This is a genomic window from Pseudoalteromonas sp. MB47, from assembly GCF_011319765.1.
GTDB lineage: Bacteria > Pseudomonadota > Gammaproteobacteria > Enterobacterales > Alteromonadaceae > Pseudoalteromonas > Pseudoalteromonas simplex.
Map to the genome: position 1 here is coordinate 38927 of NZ_VFBD01000009.1, position 20833 is coordinate 59759.

Genomic DNA, 20833 nt, shown 5'->3' on the forward strand with positions numbered 1-20833 from the left:
ACCAAGGACACACAATGAATATAAGTAAAATAGATTTAAACTTACTTGTTTACCTAGATACTTTACTAAGGGAGTGTAATGTAACTAAAGCTGCTAACCAGCTAAGCATTACGCAACCTGCCATGAGTAATGGCCTAAAAAGACTCCGTAATTTATTCAACGACCCTATTTTAGTACGTACCAGCGAAGGTATGGTACCCACAGAGCGCGCAAAAGAGCTACAGCCCGTGATCCGCGGCATTTTAATGACCCTTGAAGAAACACTTGCACCAAATCGCGAATTTGAAGCATCACAAAGTAAACGTGTTTTTCGTATCATGGCCAGTGACTACGCAGCAAGTACCCTTGCTCCTCGCTTATTAAGTAAATTACACGAAGAAGCGCCTGATACCACACTCGATATTTTGACCCCAAGTGATGTTACCTTCCACGATGTTGAAAACGGTAAGGTAGATATGGCTATCAACCGCTTTGAAAACTTACCGCAATCGTTTCACTACAAACAAATATGGAAAGACAGCTTTTGTTGCTTAGTAAAAGCAGATAACCCAATTATCAAAGACTTCAGCCTCGACAGCTATTTAAAAGCCCGCCATATTTGGGTAAGTAAAACAGGCTTTGGTGTCGGTGTTGGTATGGACCCTAAAGATGTGCAAAAACTAGGTTGGGTTGATGAAGCGCTCGCTCACTTTGGTAAACACCGTAATATTGCCACCTTTACCCGTAACTACCACGTTGCCATCCACTTAGCGAAAGAACAAAACTTGGTTGCTACATTACCATCAAAAGCCGCAAATATTTATTTAGACGATCCGGGCCTGAAAATTCTTGAGCCGCCATTCCCTATTCCGCCGTTTGAGCTCGATATGATTTGGAGCCCGTTATTACACCGTGATGCAAGCCATATTTGGTTACGCCAAAAGGTTGCAGAAGTAGCCGATGAGCTTAAGTAAGATTTTACCAACCAGATTGTAATTATTGCTGATAAGCAAAGTGTTAGCTTAACTTATCAGCAGTCCCCCTTCTCTTAAAAAACCAATAACCATCTGAAATACAATAACTTTATATTTAAGTAATGAACTGGAATATGCTTTGCAAGTATCTAATTGCATTGTTTTTAATATTCAAAAAGAGGTCATTATGAATACTCATCAAGGACAAGACGTTCATCATATTGCAGATATCATCCAAGTTATGAATAGCGGTATCGATTTTTATGAAAAAGCTCAGGAAAAAGTAACCGACCCAAGCATTATTGCCTTATTTCAACGCATGATAGATGCGCGTAAAGTAAGTGTTGAACGCTTACAACCTTATGCTATTAACGAAAATGGAGAGCGCGAAAACGGCTCTGACTTTGCTGTAGAAGCGCGTAAAGCCTATACATCAGTAATCACCAAACTTGGTGCCGACAAAAACGCCACCTATGTTAGCGAGCTTGAAGAAGTTGAAGATAAAACACTAGCAGAGATAAAACACGCGCTTAAAAAGCCACAACCACATGATTGTGAAGCCGCGCTATCTAAAACTCTGCTGACAATTCAAAGTTGTCATGCTGAAATGAGTAAAATGAAAAAGCATTAAATTGTGAGAGTGCAAAGCCCAGTTAAGCTGGGCTTTTATATTGTTAGAATAGTTAAATATCACCCCTAGACTCTGTAACTAAATCCCTATAATTGCCATATTAAGCGTAAGTCTAATCTACCAGGTAGCAATGTTTCCGTAATTGATTGTTAAAGTTTATCTCGAAAACTAGGGTTATTTTTATGTTTGATTATTCCGAGCCTAGTTAACTCTACAAACAATTTTTTTAATGTTTCATTTTGTTTTGAAGTCCTGTTTTTATTTGTAACTAAATCACAATAAGACTTTTGTAACCTGTTTATTTTTTGTTCACCTTTACGGCAATCAATACACTTTGTGCAGTGCGCATCAATATAAAATCTGAGTACCTCAAACCAATACTTTTGCTCCAAGGCAAAGAAAATAAAAGGTCTATTACATACCTCACACAACTCTTCTATATCAATGTATTTCTCCCTCGGATAAACCCCATAATTCTGTTTCTCTGTATTAGCAGGTATAGCTGTCCCAACGAGAAACTTAACGTGTTTATATCGCCAATAAGAATTATTTATTTCTGTTACAGAGTATTGGTATCCAGATCGAATCGGCTTACACCCATAACGGGGATGATTTACATAAAGTGACATAAACAACTCTTTCCTTATTCTTGACAGCTACCAGTCTTGTTGCCCAAAGTTTCTTGTCAATTAGCCCTTTTGCTAAATTCAGTAAACTATGTCACTTAAAAATAGCTGAGCTAGCAATTTGAGCCAGAGCCACCATTTAGATAATGCATAAAGTTTTTATAAACAAACTCTTTAAATACTTTTATTCTCATTGGTTGATGTTTATCTCGTAAAAAGACCAAATAGAATGGCGTTGCCTTAGGGTGCCAATGCTTAAAAACAGGGATCAAGGTGCCGTCATTTAACTCCGAATTACAGTAAACTTCTGGAACTCGAATTATGCCATTACCACGCAATGCAGAATACACCATTACTTTGCCATTTTTGCACTCAAGATCACCTTGGACGATGACCTCTTGCTTCTCATTTGTATGCTCACTTAATAGAGTCCATGTATTCAATGAACCTGCTATACACTTGTGATTAATTAAATCTTTTGGGTTTAATGGTTCTCCATGCTTTTTAATGTACTCTGGGCTCGCATAAATGCCTATTGTAAGCTCAGTTAACTTTCTTGCGATTAATGATGAATCTGTTAAGTCTCCCATTCTGAATACAAAATCAAATTCGCCTGCTACTAAGTCGACTCTTCGACTACTAAAATCTAACACAACATTAATTTGTGGGTACTTCTGCATAAAATCAGTAACCATTGGGCCAATAACATTTTCACCAATGTACCCCCCGACACAATTTATTCTAATTTCACCTGATGTATGTGACGCAGTATCTGATGTTATATCTATAGCATGTTCAATGCGCTCAAAAGCTTTTTTACATTTATCGTAAAAAAGCTCACCAGATGGTGTTAAATGTTGCGTACGCGTCGTTCTAACTAACAAACTGACACCTAGACCAGCCTCTAATTGAGATAGTTGTTTAGAAATTTGTGAGCGAGAGCACATTAATTTATTGGCTGCTTTTGTAAAGCTTCCCTCTTCGACCAAAATAAGAAAGCTATTGATATCAGCATAATTGATGTCTTTTTTCATGTTTTATACCCATTAAAATCAACTTAACCACATAGATTCGCTCAAATCTGTAAACAGTATTGTGAATTAATGACTATATATCATCAAATCTTTAATAAATAAAATAAGCTTCAGAAAAACATCATTAGAAATAGATAGTTAAAACTTAAATTCACCTAGAGGAGTAATAAATGAAAAAGTTAGTAGTGATTACTGGAGCAAGTTCAGGCATTGGTGAAGCTATTGCTAAGCACTTTAGCGAAGCCGGTTACCCACTCTTACTTGTTGCAAGACGAGTTGAAAAATTAAAGGCTTTGAATCTTCAAAATTGCATCTGTGAACAGGTAGATGTTACTGATAAAGAAGCGTTTTCTAATTCTATAGAAAAAGCTGAGGCACAATACGGCCCTGTTGAGTGCTTAATTAATAATGCAGGTGTCATGTTATTAGGCCAAATAGATACACAAGAGTCTACTGAATGGCAAAAAATGTTCGATGTTAATGTTTTAGCATTACTAAATGGTATGCAAGCTGTTTTACCTGCTATGAAAAAACGTAATAGTGGCACCATAATTAACGTTAGTTCAATAGCTGGTAAAAAGACATTTGCTAATCATGCAGCTTATTGCGGCTCAAAGTTCGCCGTATCAGCAATTACAGAAAATGTTCGAGAAGAAGTGGCCGACTTTGGGGTACGCGTAACAAGTATTTGCCCTGGTGCCGTTGAGACAGAATTGCTTGGCCACACAACATCTGACGATATTAAAGCAGGTTACAACGAATGGAAAAAAGCTATGGGTGGAGTACTAATTGCTGATGATATCGCTCGTGCTGCGCTATTTATTCAAGAGCAACCACAACATGTGTGTGTTCGTGAATTACAGATTGCTCCTACCCGTCAACAACCTTAATCTAGCAATAACCTAAAAGTTTAATGTACGCCAATTCACTCATTGAGTAATAAAACTAAACATCCCATCGACAAGGGCTCAAGTTGATGGGGTGTTCATCATTGCGTAATTTTCATTTTAAACGAATCAATCAACTAAACTAAAAGTAAAATCGGTAAGTGTTCGAAAACCTATAACTAGCCCTAATCAGAAAAATAATCTCGCTCAAGGTGAGAAAAATTACTGTTAGATCATTTAATGCCATCAAAATTATAAAACACTTTATGCTCTATGACTGGCTAAAGTTAACGTTCTGTAAACATAAGCTAGCCTATAAACATTCATTTATTAATGTGTTTGTTATAGAGACTTTTCAGGTAAGTCACTTATTATGTATATCACTCTTGGTCCCATACAAAATGTTATTAAACCATCATCTCTTTTCGGAAACTTATAATAAATGGCTATAGAAGCTTTATCTAGCATATTAGTAGCAAGCTGGAAAGTTGAAACTCTATAAGGTCTCAATTCTGGACTGTGTTCTAGATCTAATGGTTCATTAACAAATGTGGGAACAGTTAATACAGGTTGATCAAAATTGCTTTCAAACGAAATTTCAGCTCGAAAAGCTTGAGCGTCGCCGTAATCCAAAGGGTAGTAAACTTCTATATGCTATATCTCACGGTAAATACTTTGAGTTTTAAAAGCTGATAACCCACTCGTATTTTCAATCGAACAAGCAAGGCTAAACAAGGGAGTTAATGAAAGTAAAAGTACTAGAAATCTCACTGTATCTCCTGAAAGTAAAACGCCATTGCAAGAATTTGGTAAACACTATTTATCATACAATTTGTTGGGGATACCAACATAAATTTCTTTAGATTACATATAGCTATAAGCTTACTTTAATAAAAACTTAAACTCTCCATCGAGATTCAAGCCAAGACGTTAGAAGAAAGAATTATTAAGAAAACGTCAAAACTTTTTAATTTCACAAAACCTTCCATGATTTATAATTCTCACCTAAATGGGGCAAAAAATGCTTCGCTAAAATACTCAATAAAGGAGCGTAGGCAAAGTTTTTACTACCTCTTTAGGTAGCTTGTTATGTTACTGACGATAATAAAACAAAGAATAGCTTTATTAAAATCCCCGTTATCGACACAAAAACAAAAGCTTCACCTAGCTTGTTGTAATACGCGCGTGCTGTATTTAAACCAACACCTTTGTCCTTGGCTCTCCTGTAATATATTTTGGCTAAACCAAAATCAATTTTTAACAACTTCTTTGTTGGAGCAAAGTAAATATACAATCCGCCAATTCCAAAGCCTAAAAGAACAATATAATCCATAACAATTTCTTCATAATACTCTATTCAGCGACTGCTTGATGTTTGGCTTATATGTGAAGCTGAGCGACCCATCACCAGAGTTATAACACTCACTCCAAAGCCTACCAATGGCAAGCTTTAAAAATTGCGCCATCCCAGTTTCCTTAATTCACCACTACTCCGTGAAAACATGACGCCAACCGTTAAAAATATCTTACTGCAACGGTTGTTATGTGCGATTACTCAAAACTTACTGAGCTAATTTTAGGCTCTGACTCTAGTTTCGATTTTAAATACAATACACATTCATCAGTCTGAGATATTTTTGCTTTTCCAAAGAGCTTCTCAATGAAAGTACGGCTTTTATCTATTTGTAAAACCCACTCGAGTTCTGACTTTGGATCATTCCCTTCTTCAAAATAAGTAGATGCACCAAGCATGTATTGACGTCCCTTCCAATCAATATAGCTATACCAACCCCAATCCTCTGCATCTGGTTCAGTAACGTCAAAGTCAGGTTCAATTTCAGATTTAAACCACTTTAAAAGTGATTCACCAAAAATCGGATTAATTGGATTTGTTCGCTCTTTTGAAACGTCAAACTTTGTACTTTTAAAACTTATAGCAATATGCACGATTCTCACCAATACAACGAACTAATAACCGGGTCTAAATTAAAAGGCTTATATGAGCAACGAAGGAGTTCATGCTAACCATTTCACGTCCTTTCGAGTAACAATGATGTGCACTTATTTACTGTAGCTAAACCTAGATCTATATTTGCAACTATATACCCATACTCTTTCTTCGTTAAATTGTTAGACTTATATTGCTGCTTAGCTAGTTCGTGTGTCCAAGCCTTTTCACACGGAGCTAAGGGAATAGCTGTATCAATTGATAAAAGATATTCTTCTTTTATCGCTCCGCCTTTTTTGACAATACTTTTAGCACAAAGGCTTAAAGCATATTCAACAGCAAATTTATCGACACTTGGCATACCAATAAACTCTACGTCACAAGCAAGCTTTTCATTACCTTCAGTATCAACATAATTAAGCTGACCTGAAGTAGTACAGCCTAAGCTAAAGAAAACTATAACGAGCAATAACATATATTTGATGTTCACTTTAATACCTTTAAATAAATTTTTATGTTTTGACTTTAGCCAAACCTTGCTCCGTTAGCCTATACACAGTGCTGTAATACTCATTGAAAGCTATATAAGAAACATATTTTAGAGATTTCTATACTAATCACTTAAGACATAACTACATCATAGAAATGTAATAATGTTAGCTAAAATCACTGAGGGACGAACATCTAGCCAACATTTAGACGCCCTAATTCTTTTTCACTTTGCTAGTTTCCAATTACCCGTGATGACGCCGGATATGTTTGATTAAACCTAATTGGTTAAATTCAAGTGAAACAATATTGGTTTTATTGTACTCGATAGTTTTGTCTAAATGAGCAGGCTTAACTTTACCTGATTCAGTCATTTTTACAAAAACTACGTCAGCGCCAACCATAATCTCATTTATTTCTATTGAACTATAGATAACTTCATCATTTAGCTTACTTATCAAATCCTTACGGAGTTTTGATTTATCTGAATAAACAAATTTAAATTTGACGTGTTCATCAATGAAATCATCAGCTAGTAACGAAATAAAGTAGTCTATTTCTTGAGTGGTTGTGTTTGGCTGTTGACGTGCATTTATTGCCGCTACAAATGCTTTAGCTTTCTCAATTAATTGCTCTGAAGTGAATTGGTCATTTGCATTACTGGTAAAAGAAAAGAGAAAACAAATTAACACTAATATAGATTTTTTCACGAACTTTCCTTGTATGCCTAACATTATGGTATTTATACGACACGTTGTTTGCGTTGCATAATAGTTTGTTGAGCTGAGTTGCTACATGCTCGGTTAGTTAAGTGGGTGTTGTTTATACTACAGCTCCCTGTAATGCTCAGCGCTTATAATGTATCCATTACACATAAATTTGACTAGATTAACAATTATATTTTCACGCTAAAATACTTTTAGCCTTAATATAGAAGCAAGATAAAGCATTGATTTTAAGCATCAAATTAACTAACGAGTAATTCATGTTGTTTTGCCATCGTTTATTGTTCGCTCTTTCCCGAAATTCTGAGAGTTTCAATAGCGTAAATCAAGCTTGACTCGTTACTGCCCCACAATGAGTTAACGTATTACTCTAAAGGTGGCTTTGAGCGAAAAGCTGACAGTCACATTGCTCGATTCTCAACTAATTATACAGTTAGCCATCAATATTACTTTCGCTAAATCGAAAACAATATTGATGGCTATGCAGTGCTTAAAAGTCAGTAACAATAGTTACACCAGGAACTGTTGATGTATCCATTGTGGTTAAGGCATCTATCGATTGCTCAAGATTAATGCTCTGACCAATTAGTTTTTCAGGTGCTAACTTTCCTGAAAGCATCATAGCCAGCATGTCTTGGTAGCGGAAAGCTTGCATACCATGACTGCCAATGATTTCTAGCTCTTGTGCTATGACTTTGCCCATCGGGATATTAGGAGCAGCTTGATCCCCCAGAAGTAACCCTACTTGGACGTGTTTACCTAAACTGCGTAGGCATTTAATTGAATTGACACAAGTCACACTGTGCCCAAGTGCATCTAGTGAAACATGTGCACCGCCTTGGGTAAGTGACATAATCGCTTCAGCTACATCGGCAACCTTGCTGGCGTTGATTACGGCAACGGCTCCTAAAGAGCGAGCAAGCTCGAGTTTATCTTCAGCAATATCAACAGCAATTACATGTGCACCAACAGCACTGGCTATCATGATAGCAGACAGTCCAATGCCCCCACAGCCATGAACAGCAACCCACTGCCCAGCTTTCACTTTACCTTGATCGACCACCGCTCTAAATGACGTTACAAAGCGACAGCCAAGGCTTGCTGCTGTAGCGAAATCCATATCACTAGGTAAATGAACTAGATTCGTGTCGGCATTATTAATCGCTACATATTCGGCAAAAGAGCCCCAATGTGTAAATCCTGGTTGCGTTTGGGTTGAACAAACTTGTTGGTTGCCAGAATGACAATCAGAGCAACTACCACAGCCATTTACAAACGGCACCGTAACGCGTTCACCCACCTTATAATGACGAACATTTTTGCCTACGGCTTCTATCACGCCAGCAAATTCATGCCCTGGTACATGGGGCAACTCGATATCTGCGTCGTGTCCTTTCCAGCCATGCCAATCACTGCGGCATACTCCAGTAGCTCGCACACTGACAATTACGCCATCATCCGACAAGTCTGGCTCCTTAACATTCATAACCTTTGGTATTTGACCAAACTTTTCATAAACAACAGCTTTCATAACCTAACCACCATTCAAATAAGTATTATCAACTCATCAATATGTTACTAATTACGACTGGAATTACCTTGCTAAATCAGCTTGAAATTCATCACTTAAAGAAATTATCTGTCTTTTAAAGGGAGAGGAGCGAAGGATTATGACAGTCATAGCATTGCAAATGTTGGAAACCTGTTTTTACTGCTATTGGTGAGTTTTGATATCCCTTTATTTGAGAAATAATTACGACTGGTTTAAGTCAGTTCTTTTCTATAAGAGACTTTTCAAAAGCTTCTGTTATCCGTTTAATAATTTCAGAGTTAGTGCCCTTCGAAATTGCAAAACACTGTTTGATACCTGCTTCTGGCTCTAGCTTAAATACTGGAATCAACAAATTACTGGGGAGGCCCAAGCTTCTTAATCTGTTTTCAATGCTATTGATTGTTTCAACCATTAGGTCGACCTTTTGTTAAGCAATTGATTGAAACTAATGCCGTCATTGGGTGTTACGTAAAGGTTTACCGCTTCTCTAAGCCCTATGCTCTTCAGATAATTGTATTCAAACTCATCACGAGACACTGCAATAGTATATTTTTTTAAATCAGTTAAGCTTTTGATGTCAATGGGCTTATCTGCGAAGGCGAAAAAATAAAAGTTCTCAACCGGAGATAATGGGCAAAACCAGTGAAAAAGAGACTCCCTTTTTTCATTTCGAATGATTGAATAAATGAGCGTATTTTTTTCTTTAGCTGCTGTATCATAGGCTCTAGCCCAAGGCTGTAGTGTGATTTCGTAATGAATGTCGGCTTCCCTAAGAATACTTTTAACTCTCTTTGTAGCAATACCTACAATTTCTTCATTTTTATCTAGTTAGTTATATGGCGGCCAATCCTCAGTAACAACATTGAGTTTGGGGATGTCGTTATTAATTGCACTGGCATGGCAGTTCAAAACTGTCATGAGCGCAAATAGAGCAAGCAGCAGCTTCATTCCATCTCCAGAAATTACGAGTTAGTCATTAATATTGTAGTTCTTCTTCTCCCAAAATCTAATAATAGTCTTTCGCATTGCTTCTTGTTATGTTTGACTTGAAAGTTGCCAATTAAAGAAATATTCTTTTCTTTAATCGTTAAAAATTGAAAGAATATAACAATGAGCACGCTAACTAAGATAGATACTGATATTTTAAATTATATGCAGAGAGATGGACGCCTGACGAATGCAAAGTTAGCCAGCAAGTTAGCGATGAGTGAGTCCCCCTGTTGGCGTAGATTAAGGCGTTTAGAGGAGGAAGGTTATATCGAAAGTTACCAAGCCAATTTAGACAGACGTAAACTCGGCTTTGGTGTACTAGCTTTTGTACAATTAACTTTCATAGAACACGATAGTAAGACAACCGCTATTTTTGAAGGTGTTATCAAAAATTGCGATCAGGTACTTTCTTGCCACAATACAACAGGTGACGCTGATTTTTTATTACAGGTTGTCGCAAAAAACTTAGATGATTATAGCCAATTCATCGATAACACTTTGCGTAAATTACCTGGCGTTACAGCTATTCGCTCAAATTTATCACTACGAGAACTCAAAGCATCTTCTAGACTTCCTATTGGCTAAGAGTTGTTTTGGTTTATTGCCTGTTACCACAATTAAATTTTTTGGCAACTGAAGGTCAGTTGATGGCACAAAGCCGTATTTCTCTCTAACACGTTTTTGTCCAAAAACGAGTTCATCCAACAGCCTGCTTGTCGCGTATATAAGACTGTCAGATTTTATCAAAGCCCACCAATAAAACCTGACAAGGTATAATTTAGGTTGATGATAATTAAGCTCCCCAAAAAGAGCGTTCCAGCTATTTAACATCAAGTTCCATTACAACACCGTCTTCATCGTCCTCTTCGGTGACCACAAAACCAAACTGAGAATAAAATTTGCGCATCATATGGTGGCCAGGCATGTAGAGTATGGTTATTTTTTTACATTCTGGAATTTCTTTCATCTCGTTAATTACTAATTCTGTTGCGATTTTACCTATACCTTGGCCTTGATATTTTACATCAACCATAAACTGAGCAATGTAAAACTCATCAGGTAGCCCTTCTTCAAGCTCTTGGTAATATTGAATAAAACCGACAACCTCATCTTCACGATATATTGCTCGATTAACATAATGGGAATAAAAGCTTGATTCAGCGATAGACTCTGAATTTAACGCTACGTAATCCTCTTGCTCTTTAGTTATTTCTAAGTGAATTACATCTAGCCAATTATCCTTCGTAACATCACGCAAAGTTACATTCATAAAATTCCCTTTATTTTTTCAGTAAATGTATAGATATGGGTAAAGTGAATAAAAACAATACATAATTGAAAAATATGACTTTAACTATATACGACAACTTTTACACTAAAATCGCTTGGTCGTTAAACCACCAAGTTTATTTGGTAATCAAATAATCGGGAGCACCGCCAAGCGATTTAGTTTTATTTATTGACCCGTTAAACGCTTCGCAAATGAAATTGCATAAGCTGTTGAGCGTAATTTAAGTACTTTGTCATCACTTGGCATAAAGCCTTTAGATAACAGGTTTGGGTCATAATTAGTGAGGTCGCAACCTGATTCACCTGTCGATTCTATGGTGAGCTTTCCTAAATTAATTGTTTTGCGATCAGCAGGCCAACGAACTGAAGGGTCATTTAATGCATCACCGGGCTCGGCTAATTGTGCTTGAAAACGATAATGAACCTTTCCTTTCGTTAAATCCTCTTCAAGTCGCTTAGCCAGAAATGATTTAGGGAAGGTTTTCATTTGCTCTTCTGTTAGCACCAGTTCTGGCTCTTCTGGCACCATGGTCCATCTAAAGGCATGCTTAGCGCCTTTTTCATCAACCATGTAAAAGGTATGCACACCAAAATAACGCGAAAACACATACGATGCTGGCGGGTTATGGCTTTGTAGCCAATTAAATTGTCCTAAAGTACTCGGGTTCTGCTCTCTGTATGCTTTTACTTTTGCAAAATCAATTTGCCCTGTTTTTTCGTCAGGTACTAAGGTACTTAGCAAGCCAAAAAACGCTTCTGGGCTGTTGCCTGCAAATACCGGCGTAGTTAGCCCTGCAATATTGTGTACATCACCATTTTCTAGTACAAACTGCACCCCCACTCCTCGCGGCGAGCGTGATGTTTCATCAGCATGAGGGTTACCACCGCCCATAGAAAAGCGAATATTTGCTTTTGATGGCGCATTAAATAAAGGGCTGATTGAATACTGCTTTGCAGCTTGATTAGGTGTAAATGTGCCGACAGCGCACACCCCTTTGGCGTGACCTTTTCTGATTCCGGGTTGCTTACCTGAAAGCTTTTCAAATAAATTAATAAAATCTTGCCCGTTTACTGATTGCTCAGCAAAACTTGCTGTCGGTAAAACAAGACACATTGCACAAACTAAAGACGTAATTTTTTTCATTTATCCATCCTTTAAACTTAGTTCCGACAAAAATGACCAGATAAACTTCAAAATGATTTCATCAAAGCTAATAAATATTTTTTACCAACAAAAACGCTACAAACATTTAATAAACTTAGAATATTTATTTAACTACCATTTTTTTAAAAGCTGCTAACTTTAAATTTAGGATCCGAAAAACTGCTGTGGCGCCCAGCATTTTAAAAATAATCCGTGGTATTAATCACGACTATGGCTAGTCCACTTAATCGTAAATTTTGTGGCTTGGTCAAAAACAACAAGGACCTAATTATGGTGAAACAACATAAAAAAACCACTGCAAACGCTGATGCAGATATGACCCCTATGCTCGATATTGTGTTTATCTTGCTGATATTTTTTATCGTCACAACCTCATTTGTTAAAGAGCGAGCTATTGAAGTGAACCGCCCTTTAGCAAAACCAAGTCTTGAAAGCCCTAAAAAACAAGCACAATTTACTATCACTGAAAACGACAGTATTTATTTTGCAAATAGGCTTGTCACACCAGAGCAGATAATCGCTAACCTTGCGTTATTTGCCGCACAGTTTGAAATGACCAATGTGCAAGTAACAGCAAGTGAGCAAAGCAGCCATAAAACCTTGGTCACCTTGCTTGATAAAATAAAACAATATCAAGATGTACCAATTGCTATCAGCACGTCTTTATAACTTATCTCAAAGGGTCATTTGACCCTTTTTTAATATTAAAAATAAAAAACCGTCACATCTTTGTAAAAAAGCCTCTCTATTATTGTCTGCAACAAATCTGGTCTAGTCCAGATTGAATTTAAAAATAAGAGGCTCAACAGATGATTAAACGACGTACACTCAGCACAGCTGCTTTTTTGTGCAGCTACCCATTTTTATCAGCGCATAGCGCTTTTGCCACTGATGCAAAAATTCAAGGCTCTATCACAGATCATAGTAATCGCTTGCCAGGTGCTTTGGTTAAAGTCGTTGGCACAAATCAATCAACGGTGACTGATTATGATGGTAAGTTTGAGCTTGCTAAATTAGATGCAGGCCACTACCAACTTGAAGTTTCGTATATGGGTTATAGCAGCCAGATTGTTGATGTTGAGATAAGCAACAATGAGGTTAAATTACTGAATCCTATTGTGATGGATAATTCAGCTAACACCATTGAAGAAGTCGTTGCTGTTGGTCAAATTCAACGTGGTGAAATGGCTGCGGCCAATAGCCAAAAGAATGCTAAAAATATTAAAAATGTTATTTCGGCTGATGGCATCGGTAAGTTGCCAGACCGTAACGCAGCTGAAGCAGTTCAACGCATCCCTGGTGTTTCTATAGAACGCGACCAAGGCGAAGGCCGATTTGTTGCTGTTCGCGGCTTACCTGCCCAGTGGAGCTCTGCAACTATCAATGGCAACCGATTACCAACTGCAGAAGAAGAAACCACCAGCCGCGCCACTGCGTTTGACTTTTTCCCGAGTGAGCTTATTGAATTTGTAGAGGTATCAAAAGCATTAACGCCAGAGATGGAGGGAGATGCTATTGGTGGTAACGTTAACTTTATAACCAAAAAAGCACCCGATGATTTTGTATTTAATGCCAATTTAGCACTCGGTCAAAACGAACTAGCTGATGGCAATAACTACTCTGCCAACTTACTTTATGGCGATCGCATCTTAGATGACAAGTTAGGTTTTTTAATTAACGCAACAGCGTGGCAACGCGACTGGGCAACAGATAACTTTGAACCACGTCGAGGAAATGATGGTTTAGGAATTTATCGTTTAGAGCTAAGAGATTACACCGGAACTCGTGAAACTTACGGTTTAAATGGTTCTGTTGAATACCAGCTAGAACAAGGCAATGTTAGTGCTAGTGCAATGTACGGCACACTAATCGACGATGAAACGCATTATAAGCATCGTATGCGTTTTGATAAAGACAGAGCAGAGCTACAACATATTAGAAATGAGCTCATAACAGAAATGACGGGCTTTGAGTTTGCTGGTGAGCATTTTTTTGGCTACGACAAAACATTAAATTGGTCTTTATCTAGCTATGAAAACGAATTTAGGTATGGCAACACGCCTAACAGTGAAGATAACAGTTATTTTGTAGTTCGATTTGACCAAAAAAATGTCGGTTACGAAGGCCTTGAAGACAGAGATACAGGCAAAAACTACGCTTATAACACGATTGATGGTGGTTCAGATCCATGGGATCAAATCAGTACTCATCTACCAAGTGGTTTTTCGTTTGATCCAAGCCAAATGGGCTTATCGTGGGTCGAACTTTATAAAATTAAGGTGAATGAAAAAGATAAAATTGTTGCCGCTTTAGACTTTGAGTGGCAACTCAATAATGATCTTATTGTTAAAGTAGGTGCAAAATACCGCGATAAAGAACGCGTTGCTAGGTTCAGTGATGAATTTTATGCATGGGATACTGAAAACTATGGCGCAGCCCCTACTCTGAGTGATTTTGCATTAGCCGACCAACCTGGGCGAAGTGACTATTTAAGCGAGCTTTCTTACGATTATCAAAGTCAGTTTTCGCAAGTTGCTAGTACTGATGACTTAGCGAATTTTTGGAATAACAATAAAGACAAGTTTGTCCTTGATAAGAGTGAATCTGCTTTAATCGAAAATGGTGGAGCACTTGGCAGAAACTTTGATGTTAATGAACAACATACATCTTTATATGGTATGGCAACATATACCATTAATGCTAATTGGGAAATGCTAACAGGTCTTCGTTTAACTCAAACAGACACCGAGGTTGACGGTTATATTTACCTTGCAGATGAAGATAAAGTCGAAAGCGTTAAAGCAAACAATGACTACTTGTCTGTGTTACCTGCATTGCATTTAACCTATCACCCTAACAGTCAAACCAATTATCGACTTGCATTAACTCGCTCTTTTGCTCGTCCTGACTTTGGCTCATTAACGCCAGGCGCAACTTACTTAGAAGCAGACAACGAATTAACTTCTGGTAACCCAAATTTAGAGCCGACTTATTCAAATAATGTCGACTTAATGGCTGAATACTTCTTTGACCGCTTAGGGTTAGTTTCTCTGGGGGTATTTTATAAAGATATTACCGATCCTATTTTTCAAAGTAGCTCTATAGGAGAGTTCGGCAATAACACTGGGGTTAATATTATTCGCCCTGAAAATGGCGATAGCGCATGGCTTGCAGGTCTCGAGGTCGCGTTCAATCGTGATTTAGGGTTTATTACACCTGAACTAAATAACTTTGGCATCATGGCTAATGCGACCTTCATGGATTCAGAAATGACAATTCCAGATCGCGCAGACAAAGTCTCCATTCCTCGCCAAGCAGATAGTCTCTACAACTTTACGGTGTATTACGATAATACGCATTTTGCAGCTCGATTAGCCGTTAACTTCAAAGGTGAATACATTGAAGAGCATGGCAGCAGCAAACAATTTGATAGCTATTATGGCGACAATACAAGCGTTGACTTTACCACGTCATATCAGCTTAACAAAAACGCATTAGTCTACCTCGAACTGAATAACTTAACCAACGAGCCTCTTAAATACTACCTAGGCGATGAAAGCCGTCCTCTACAAGTAGAGTACTACGGTGTACGCGGCATGGTTGGCATTAATTATCAGTTCTAATCAGTTTTTGAGTTGTATGCGGGGCCATTGCCCCGCAAAGGATACCTAATGTTTTCACACCCTAATTGGCTTAAACGTGCGCAAGGAACCGGTTTTGTGTTATTTGCAGCCAGTGCTGCATTTCTCACTTACTTTTCTATGTACGCATTTCGTAAGCCATTCACTGCAAATAGTTACACTGAATTCGACGATCCGAGTTGGCAGATAAGCTTTAAGATTGCACTGATTTTGGCGCAAGTTTTTGGCTATTTATGCGCTAAATTTATTGGCATAAAAGTTATTTCAGAGATGCAGCATCAGCAACGAGGTTTAACAATTATTGGCCTTATTGCCGCTGCAGAAATATCGCTGGTGTTATTTGCTATCACTCCGATTGGGTTAAATGTTATTTGGCTATTTTTTAATGGCCTCTCACTAGGCATGATTTGGGGACTTGTTTTTAGCTTTCTTGAAGGAAGAAAAACCAGTGAAATTCTAGGCGCTATTTTGAGTGTCACTTTTATATTGGCATCAGGGCTTGTTCGCAGTGTAGGCAAATGGCTTATTGATACACTAAATGTACCTGAACTTTGGATGCCTGCAGCAACAGGTGCGCTATTTTTCCCGCTGCTATTGTTTAGTGTTAAATGCTTAACCCTCATTCCAGAACCTACAACAGAGGACGAACAAGCAAGACAAAAACGCTTACCTATGGATGGCAAAGCTCGTTGGCAATTTTTTAAACAGTATTGGTTTGGTATTAGCAGCCTCATTTTAAGCTTCATGCTGTTTACTGGTTTTCGTGATTTCCGTGACAATTTTGCAGCTGAAATTTGGCAAGCTCTTGGCCATGGTGAAGAACCTGCCATTTTCGCCTACGCGGGGATCAGAATGTCATTTATTGTCCTTATCGCATTAGGCGCGATGGTTTTGGTAAAAAACAACAAAACCGCATTTTATGTCAATCACGGCTTTATTTTATTCGGTGCCGCTTTGTTATTGTCGAGTACCTTTGCTTTTGAAGCTAACTTGATATCCGCAAAAGCGTGGATGGTCTTACTTGGCTCAGGTCTCTATATCAGTTACATCCCGTATAACTGTTTTCTATTTGACCGAATGATTTCTGCCGTTGGCTCTGTCGCTAATGCTGGTTTTTTAATTTATCTTGCTGATTCTGCAGGCTATCTTGGCTCTGTCAGTATTTTACTGTACAGAACATTTGCTATGCCTGAACTCAGTTGGCTTAACTTCTTTATTAACGCTTGTTACTTAGTTGGCATTGTTGCCGCCGCTTTAGTTGCATGTTCACTGTGTTATTTCACAGTACGTTTATCCCCTATTCGAACTCATCACTCAAAACAGGTTGTGACCTGAAACAATTAAAAGAGAATCTTATGAAAAACATAGAAGCTATCATTTTAGATTGGGCTGGAACTGTCGTGGATTATGGCTCAGTTGCCCCCACTACCATTTTTGTTGAAGCATTTAAACAAGCTTATGACTTTGAGATTTCACTTGCTGAAGCGCGTATTCCAATGGGTATGGGAAAATGGGATCACATTGCCACACTTGGAAAATTGGAGTCAGTTGCTTCACGCTGGCACTCACAGTTTGGCCGAGCAATGTCAGACTCAGATATTGATCACATCTATCAAACTTTCATGCCATTGCAAAAGGCAAAAGTAGCAGACAGAGCAATGCCTATTCCTGGTGCGCTTGAAGTGATCAATCGCTTGAAACAGCAAAACATCAAAGTAGGCAGTTGTTCGGGCTACCCTCGCCAAGTTATGGAAGTGTTAGTCAGTGCCGCTGCAGACTATGGCTATCAACCGGATCATTGGATAGCAAGTGACGACCTTAAAGCCGGTTCTCGCCCTGGCCCTTGGATGGCTCTTGAAAATGTAAATGCTTTAGGCATTAAAAAAGTTGCTAACTGTATCAAAATTGATGATTCAGCCCCCGGCATCGAAGAAGGTTTGAATGCCGGCATGTGGACAATTGGCCTCGCATTAAGCGGTAATGCGGTTGGCTTAACAGAGCAAGAGTGGCAAGCTTGTAGTGCTGAACAGAAGCAACAACTGACACGCCAGGCTTACCAAAGCTTGTACTCTGCAGGTGCGCATTTCGTAGTTGACTCGCTGGCCGATATTGAAACTATTTTGATGGAAATTGATGCAAAACTAAGCCGAGGGGAGCGCCCATAATGCAGTTTCAACCTTTTTGGTTTGATAACGCAATGCAAGAGGAAGCCAATGCGCTTCCTCTTTCATTACCTACAAAGCACCATTGCGATGTATGTATCATAGGTGGTGGTTTTACAGGCCTTTGGACCGCTATCAAACTTAAGCAGCAACAAGCTAATTTAAAAGTTACCATCATTGAAAAAGGCTATTGCGGGCAAGGTGCATCAGGGCGAAATGGCGGTGCAATGTTAACTTGGTCAACTAAGCTGCCCAGTTTAAGTAAGTTAGTCGGTCTCGAAAAGGCACTGTTTTTAGTCAAAGAGTCTGAGTCAGCGGTTCATCAAATTGCAGAGTTTGTTCGTCAGAATGGTATCGACTGCGATTGTCGAATTGATGGCTGTTATTACACCGCCTCAAATGAAGCACAAAAGCACTTGTTAGCCCCCGCAATAAAAATGCTTGAGGATAACAATCTTAATGCGTGGCAACACTGTGATACTCAAGCTCTTATCAATACAGGATCAGCCGCCAATATTAGCGGTCATTATTCACCTCATGGTGGAAGTATTCAGCCGGCAAAATTAGTTCGTGGTTTAAAACAGGTCGCTGAAAGTTTAGGCGTTAAAATTATTGAACAGTGCCAGTACACAGCACATAGCGGACAATCCCCTCTAAATGTTGAAACAAACCAAGGTAATATTTGTGCTAATCATCTTGTATTTGCCGTTAATGCGTGGCTCCCTACCCTAAAGCCGCAGTTTCAACGTAATATCGTGCTGGTTTCAAGCGATATGGCAATTACTAAACCGATGCCTGAAACGCTAAAGCATTTAAGCCTCAATCATGGCGCTGCAATAATAGATTCCCGCATTTTTGTAAACTATTACCGAACCACTACTGATGGTCGATTAATGCTTGGCAAAGGCGGAAATTATTTTAGCTTCGCAAACAGAATGAGTGATAAATTTGAGCAGCCGAGTCGCTATCAAATGCTATTAAATAACTCTTTATCACACTTTTTCCCTAACCATAATTTTGAAATTGATCGAACTTGGACAGGCCCTTCTGACCGAAGTGTCACAGGCTTTCCGTTTTTTGGACATTTGAATAATCAAGCAAACGTTATCTACGCCGGGGGTTATTCTGGTAATGGCGTCGTACAGTCTTTTTTAGGGGCAAATATTCTGTGTGCTTTAATTTTAAAAAATGCACCTGTTTGGCAACACTGTGGCCTTGTAAATCAAGCATTAGACAACTTTGTAGTTGAGCCCTTTCGAACTGTCGGCGCTTACCTAATTCGTAATGCAATTCGTCGTAAAGAACGAGCAGAAGACAATAACACCCATGTAAATCCAATAGATGCGTATCTTGCCAGCTTTATAGGCAGCGCAGGAAAAGTTGATATGAAATCGTAGAGCTTTTTTAAGATGACCATTACACACCAACAAACAATTACACAGATCCGTTATTTATTTGAGCAGTTTGGCTATCAACACTATGACGAAATTTGTACTCAGTATTCTCATGCAGCCCAGTGCGCTGGGCTTGCATTGCAGCAAAAATTAAGCGCTGATACTGTCGTTGCTGCATTTTTACATGATATTGGACATTTAATCGCACAGCAGCAAAATCTCACTATGACCAAGCAAGGATATGTAAATCACTGTGAGCTTGGCGCTATTTTTTTAAAAGAAAATAACTTTAATGATGCTGTCGTTGCCATGGTTTCTCAACATGTTCAAGCTAAACGCTATTTAGTCGCAAAGAATGCAGGTTATGAGCAAACACTTTCGCCTGCCAGTACACTCACCTTGCAACAACAAGGTGGCCCTTTGTCGTTACAACAAGCTAATCAATTTTCAGCCCAGCCATTTTTTGAAGAAATTTTACAATTAAGAGAACTTGACGACTGTGCAAAAGATCCAAATATGCATATTGAACCACTTTCTTTTTGGCTAGATTACTTAGATAACTATTTAATTTCATAATCAAACGTTATAAATCCCTTTATTATCAGTTAAGCTAAAGCTGTATTTAGCAAAAAGGCACCGTATGCTTTTATATCAACAAATCAGAAATTACATACATCAATTACTAAGCGAAGGGACTCTGAACACGGGTGACAAACTCCCTTCTGAGCGTTTGTTACAAGAACAATTTAACTCGACCCGTATTACAGTCCGTGAGGCACTACTTCGTTTAGAAGCTGAAGGATTGATCTATAGCCAAACGCGCCGTGGTTGGTTTGTAACACCAACAAAACTTAAGTGGAACCCTGCCACTAAAGTAAACTTTTATGAACTTGCAAAACAACAAGGCTTTGTTGCTGATACCCAAGTGATTAGCCATCAAGAAATTAGCAATCATGATTTAAAAGCAGAATTTTCTGCATCAACTTTGCACCATTTGCAACGTGCCCGCAGCCTTGATGAGCGCTTAGTGATGTTTGAAGATATTTTTTGTGATGCTGCGCGTTTTGATGGACTTGCTGAGCACAACCTAAATGGCTCGATAACACAAATAATGGCAAATCAATACGCAACAAATGTAGTCAATGAGCAGTGCGCGATTAGTGTGACTGTCCTTCCTGACGATGTAGCACAGGTATTGCAAAAAAATAGTGGCACACCTTGTTTAAAAGTTATTCGTAAACGCTTTGATGAACTAGGCAGTTTAGTGGATTACAATGTTGAGTATTGGTTGCATAATGCCATTGAAATGACTGTAGAAGGTCACTAAGGCAATAAATGAAAAAAGG

At 38.4% G+C, this 20833-nt stretch carries 20 protein-coding genes; 11 read left to right on the forward strand and 9 right to left on the reverse strand.

Annotated features, from left to right (window positions below; translation table 11 throughout):
• Positions 1 to 14: 14 nt before the first annotated feature.
• Together IMPJCBKJ_RS05960 and IMPJCBKJ_RS05965 are read left to right on the forward strand one after the other, a co-directional pair.
• Positions 15 to 953, forward strand: a complete 939-nt coding sequence (locus IMPJCBKJ_RS05960; protein ID WP_054554698.1) for a LysR family transcriptional regulator — start codon at positions 15 to 17, stop codon at positions 951 to 953.
• Positions 954 to 1140: 187 nt separating this feature from the next.
• Positions 1141 to 1584, forward strand: coding sequence for a PA2169 family four-helix-bundle protein (locus IMPJCBKJ_RS05965; RefSeq protein WP_058584881.1), 444 nt, complete (start codon positions 1141 to 1143; stop codon positions 1582 to 1584).
• Positions 1585 to 1733: 149 nt separating this feature from the next.
• Here IMPJCBKJ_RS05965 and IMPJCBKJ_RS05970 read toward each other — a convergent pair whose 3' ends face one another.
• Both IMPJCBKJ_RS05970 and IMPJCBKJ_RS05975 read right to left on the reverse strand, forming a co-directional pair.
• Positions 1734 to 2213, reverse strand: coding sequence for a zinc-ribbon domain containing protein (locus IMPJCBKJ_RS05970; protein ID WP_166339300.1), 480 nt, complete (start codon positions 2211 to 2213; stop codon positions 1734 to 1736).
• A 110-nt stretch (positions 2214 to 2323) separates the two neighbouring features.
• Complete coding sequence (locus IMPJCBKJ_RS05975) at positions 2324 to 3244, reverse strand: LysR family transcriptional regulator (protein WP_054554695.1); 921 nt, start codon at positions 3242 to 3244, stop codon at positions 2324 to 2326.
• Between the two features lie 170 nt (positions 3245 to 3414).
• Here IMPJCBKJ_RS05975 and IMPJCBKJ_RS05980 point away from each other — a divergent pair, with 170 nt between their 5' ends.
• Positions 3415 to 4134: an SDR family oxidoreductase gene (locus tag IMPJCBKJ_RS05980; protein WP_054554694.1), complete on the forward strand. Its 720-nt coding sequence runs from the start codon at positions 3415 to 3417 to the stop codon at positions 4132 to 4134.
• A gap of 1084 nt (positions 4135 to 5218) precedes the next feature.
• Here the strand turns inward: IMPJCBKJ_RS05980 and IMPJCBKJ_RS05985 are convergent.
• From IMPJCBKJ_RS05985 to IMPJCBKJ_RS06005, 5 genes are all read right to left on the reverse strand, one after another.
• Positions 5219 to 5464 carry a hypothetical protein gene (locus IMPJCBKJ_RS05985; RefSeq protein WP_054554692.1) on the reverse strand — a complete coding sequence of 82 codons (246 nt, stop codon included), beginning with the start codon at positions 5462 to 5464 and terminating at the stop codon, positions 5219 to 5221.
• Positions 5465 to 5682: 218 nt separating this feature from the next.
• Entirely contained in the window at positions 5683 to 6078 is a 396-nt protein-coding gene (locus IMPJCBKJ_RS05990) for a hypothetical protein (RefSeq protein ID WP_054554691.1), read from the reverse strand.
• A gap of 83 nt (positions 6079 to 6161) precedes the next feature.
• Positions 6162 to 6569, reverse strand: coding sequence for a hypothetical protein (locus IMPJCBKJ_RS05995; protein WP_166339302.1), 408 nt, complete (start codon positions 6567 to 6569; stop codon positions 6162 to 6164).
• A 244-nt stretch (positions 6570 to 6813) separates the two neighbouring features.
• Positions 6814 to 7278, reverse strand: a complete 465-nt coding sequence (locus IMPJCBKJ_RS06000) for a nuclear transport factor 2 family protein (RefSeq protein WP_166339304.1) — start codon at positions 7276 to 7278, stop codon at positions 6814 to 6816.
• A gap of 505 nt (positions 7279 to 7783) precedes the next feature.
• On the reverse strand, positions 7784 to 8824 hold the full coding sequence (locus IMPJCBKJ_RS06005) for a zinc-dependent alcohol dehydrogenase family protein (protein ID WP_166339306.1): 1041 nt from the start codon (positions 8822 to 8824) through the stop codon (positions 7784 to 7786).
• A 1131-nt stretch (positions 8825 to 9955) separates the two neighbouring features.
• Between IMPJCBKJ_RS06005 and IMPJCBKJ_RS06010 the strand changes: the two genes are divergently transcribed.
• On the forward strand, positions 9956 to 10420 hold the full coding sequence (locus tag IMPJCBKJ_RS06010) for an Lrp/AsnC family transcriptional regulator (protein ID WP_166339308.1): 465 nt from the start codon (positions 9956 to 9958) through the stop codon (positions 10418 to 10420).
• 235 nt (positions 10421 to 10655) lie between these two features.
• Here IMPJCBKJ_RS06010 and IMPJCBKJ_RS06015 read toward each other — a convergent pair whose 3' ends face one another.
• Positions 10656 to 11105: a GNAT family N-acetyltransferase gene (locus tag IMPJCBKJ_RS06015; protein WP_138618230.1), complete on the reverse strand. Its 450-nt coding sequence runs from the start codon at positions 11103 to 11105 to the stop codon at positions 10656 to 10658.
• A gap of 186 nt (positions 11106 to 11291) precedes the next feature.
• On the reverse strand, positions 11292 to 12269 hold the full coding sequence (locus IMPJCBKJ_RS06020) for a catalase family peroxidase (RefSeq protein ID WP_166339310.1): 978 nt from the start codon (positions 12267 to 12269) through the stop codon (positions 11292 to 11294).
• A gap of 291 nt (positions 12270 to 12560) precedes the next feature.
• On the opposite strand from IMPJCBKJ_RS06020, the gene IMPJCBKJ_RS06025 reads away from it, so the two are divergent.
• From IMPJCBKJ_RS06025 to IMPJCBKJ_RS06055, 7 genes are all read left to right on the forward strand, one after another.
• Complete coding sequence (locus tag IMPJCBKJ_RS06025) at positions 12561 to 12959, forward strand: biopolymer transporter ExbD (protein WP_166339312.1); 399 nt, start codon at positions 12561 to 12563, stop codon at positions 12957 to 12959.
• 140 nt (positions 12960 to 13099) lie between these two features.
• On the forward strand, positions 13100 to 15913 hold the full coding sequence (locus tag IMPJCBKJ_RS06030; RefSeq protein ID WP_166339314.1) for a TonB-dependent receptor: 2814 nt from the start codon (positions 13100 to 13102) through the stop codon (positions 15911 to 15913).
• Between the two features lie 48 nt (positions 15914 to 15961).
• Positions 15962 to 17266 (forward strand): DUF5690 family protein, encoded by a 1305-nt coding sequence (locus tag IMPJCBKJ_RS06035; protein WP_166339315.1) that lies wholly within the window; start codon positions 15962 to 15964, stop codon positions 17264 to 17266.
• Between the two features lie 20 nt (positions 17267 to 17286).
• Complete coding sequence (gene phnX, locus IMPJCBKJ_RS06040) at positions 17287 to 18096, forward strand: phosphonoacetaldehyde hydrolase (RefSeq protein WP_166339317.1); 810 nt, start codon at positions 17287 to 17289, stop codon at positions 18094 to 18096.
• Positions 18096 to 19490, forward strand: coding sequence for an FAD-dependent oxidoreductase (locus IMPJCBKJ_RS06045; RefSeq protein ID WP_166339319.1), 1395 nt, complete (start codon positions 18096 to 18098; stop codon positions 19488 to 19490). The genes phnX and IMPJCBKJ_RS06045 overlap by 1 nt, the downstream gene beginning before the upstream one ends.
• A gap of 12 nt (positions 19491 to 19502) precedes the next feature.
• Positions 19503 to 20063 (forward strand): HD domain-containing protein, encoded by a 561-nt coding sequence (locus IMPJCBKJ_RS06050; protein WP_166339321.1) that lies wholly within the window; start codon positions 19503 to 19505, stop codon positions 20061 to 20063.
• A gap of 64 nt (positions 20064 to 20127) precedes the next feature.
• Positions 20128 to 20814 (forward strand): UTRA domain-containing protein, encoded by a 687-nt coding sequence (locus tag IMPJCBKJ_RS06055; RefSeq protein ID WP_166339323.1) that lies wholly within the window; start codon positions 20128 to 20130, stop codon positions 20812 to 20814.
• The last annotated feature ends 19 nt before the right edge of the window (positions 20815 to 20833 follow it).

What these genes read in the sequence shown, in the direction of transcription:
- phnX (WP_166339317.1), top strand. Translation starts at nt 17,287, where the DNA reads ATGAAAAACATAGAAGCTATCATTTTAGATTGGGCTGGAACTGTCGTG.
- IMPJCBKJ_RS05975 (WP_054554695.1), bottom strand. Translation starts at nt 3,244, where the DNA reads ATGAAAAAAGACATCAATTATGCTGATATCAATAGCTTTCTTATTTTG.
- IMPJCBKJ_RS06050 (WP_166339321.1), top strand. Translation starts at nt 19,503, where the DNA reads ATGACCATTACACACCAACAAACAATTACACAGATCCGTTATTTATTT.
- IMPJCBKJ_RS06005 (WP_166339306.1), bottom strand. Translation starts at nt 8,824, where the DNA reads ATGAAAGCTGTTGTTTATGAAAAGTTTGGTCAAATACCAAAGGTTATG.
- IMPJCBKJ_RS05970 (WP_166339300.1), bottom strand. Translation starts at nt 2,213, where the DNA reads ATGTCACTTTATGTAAATCATCCCCGTTATGGGTGTAAGCCGATTCGA.
- IMPJCBKJ_RS05965 (WP_058584881.1), top strand. Translation starts at nt 1,141, where the DNA reads ATGAATACTCATCAAGGACAAGACGTTCATCATATTGCAGATATCATC.
- IMPJCBKJ_RS05985 (WP_054554692.1), bottom strand. Translation starts at nt 5,464, where the DNA reads ATGGATTATATTGTTCTTTTAGGCTTTGGAATTGGCGGATTGTATATT.
- IMPJCBKJ_RS06025 (WP_166339312.1), top strand. Translation starts at nt 12,561, where the DNA reads ATGGTGAAACAACATAAAAAAACCACTGCAAACGCTGATGCAGATATG.
- IMPJCBKJ_RS06010 (WP_166339308.1), top strand. Translation starts at nt 9,956, where the DNA reads ATGAGCACGCTAACTAAGATAGATACTGATATTTTAAATTATATGCAG.
- IMPJCBKJ_RS06015 (WP_138618230.1), bottom strand. Translation starts at nt 11,105, where the DNA reads ATGAATGTAACTTTGCGTGATGTTACGAAGGATAATTGGCTAGATGTA.
- IMPJCBKJ_RS06045 (WP_166339319.1), top strand. Translation starts at nt 18,096, where the DNA reads ATGCAGTTTCAACCTTTTTGGTTTGATAACGCAATGCAAGAGGAAGCC.
- IMPJCBKJ_RS05980 (WP_054554694.1), top strand. Translation starts at nt 3,415, where the DNA reads ATGAAAAAGTTAGTAGTGATTACTGGAGCAAGTTCAGGCATTGGTGAA.
- IMPJCBKJ_RS05960 (WP_054554698.1), top strand. Translation starts at nt 15, where the DNA reads ATGAATATAAGTAAAATAGATTTAAACTTACTTGTTTACCTAGATACT.
- IMPJCBKJ_RS06020 (WP_166339310.1), bottom strand. Translation starts at nt 12,269, where the DNA reads ATGAAAAAAATTACGTCTTTAGTTTGTGCAATGTGTCTTGTTTTACCG.
- IMPJCBKJ_RS06030 (WP_166339314.1), top strand. Translation starts at nt 13,100, where the DNA reads ATGATTAAACGACGTACACTCAGCACAGCTGCTTTTTTGTGCAGCTAC.
- IMPJCBKJ_RS06035 (WP_166339315.1), top strand. Translation starts at nt 15,962, where the DNA reads ATGTTTTCACACCCTAATTGGCTTAAACGTGCGCAAGGAACCGGTTTT.
- IMPJCBKJ_RS06055 (WP_166339323.1), top strand. Translation starts at nt 20,128, where the DNA reads ATGCTTTTATATCAACAAATCAGAAATTACATACATCAATTACTAAGC.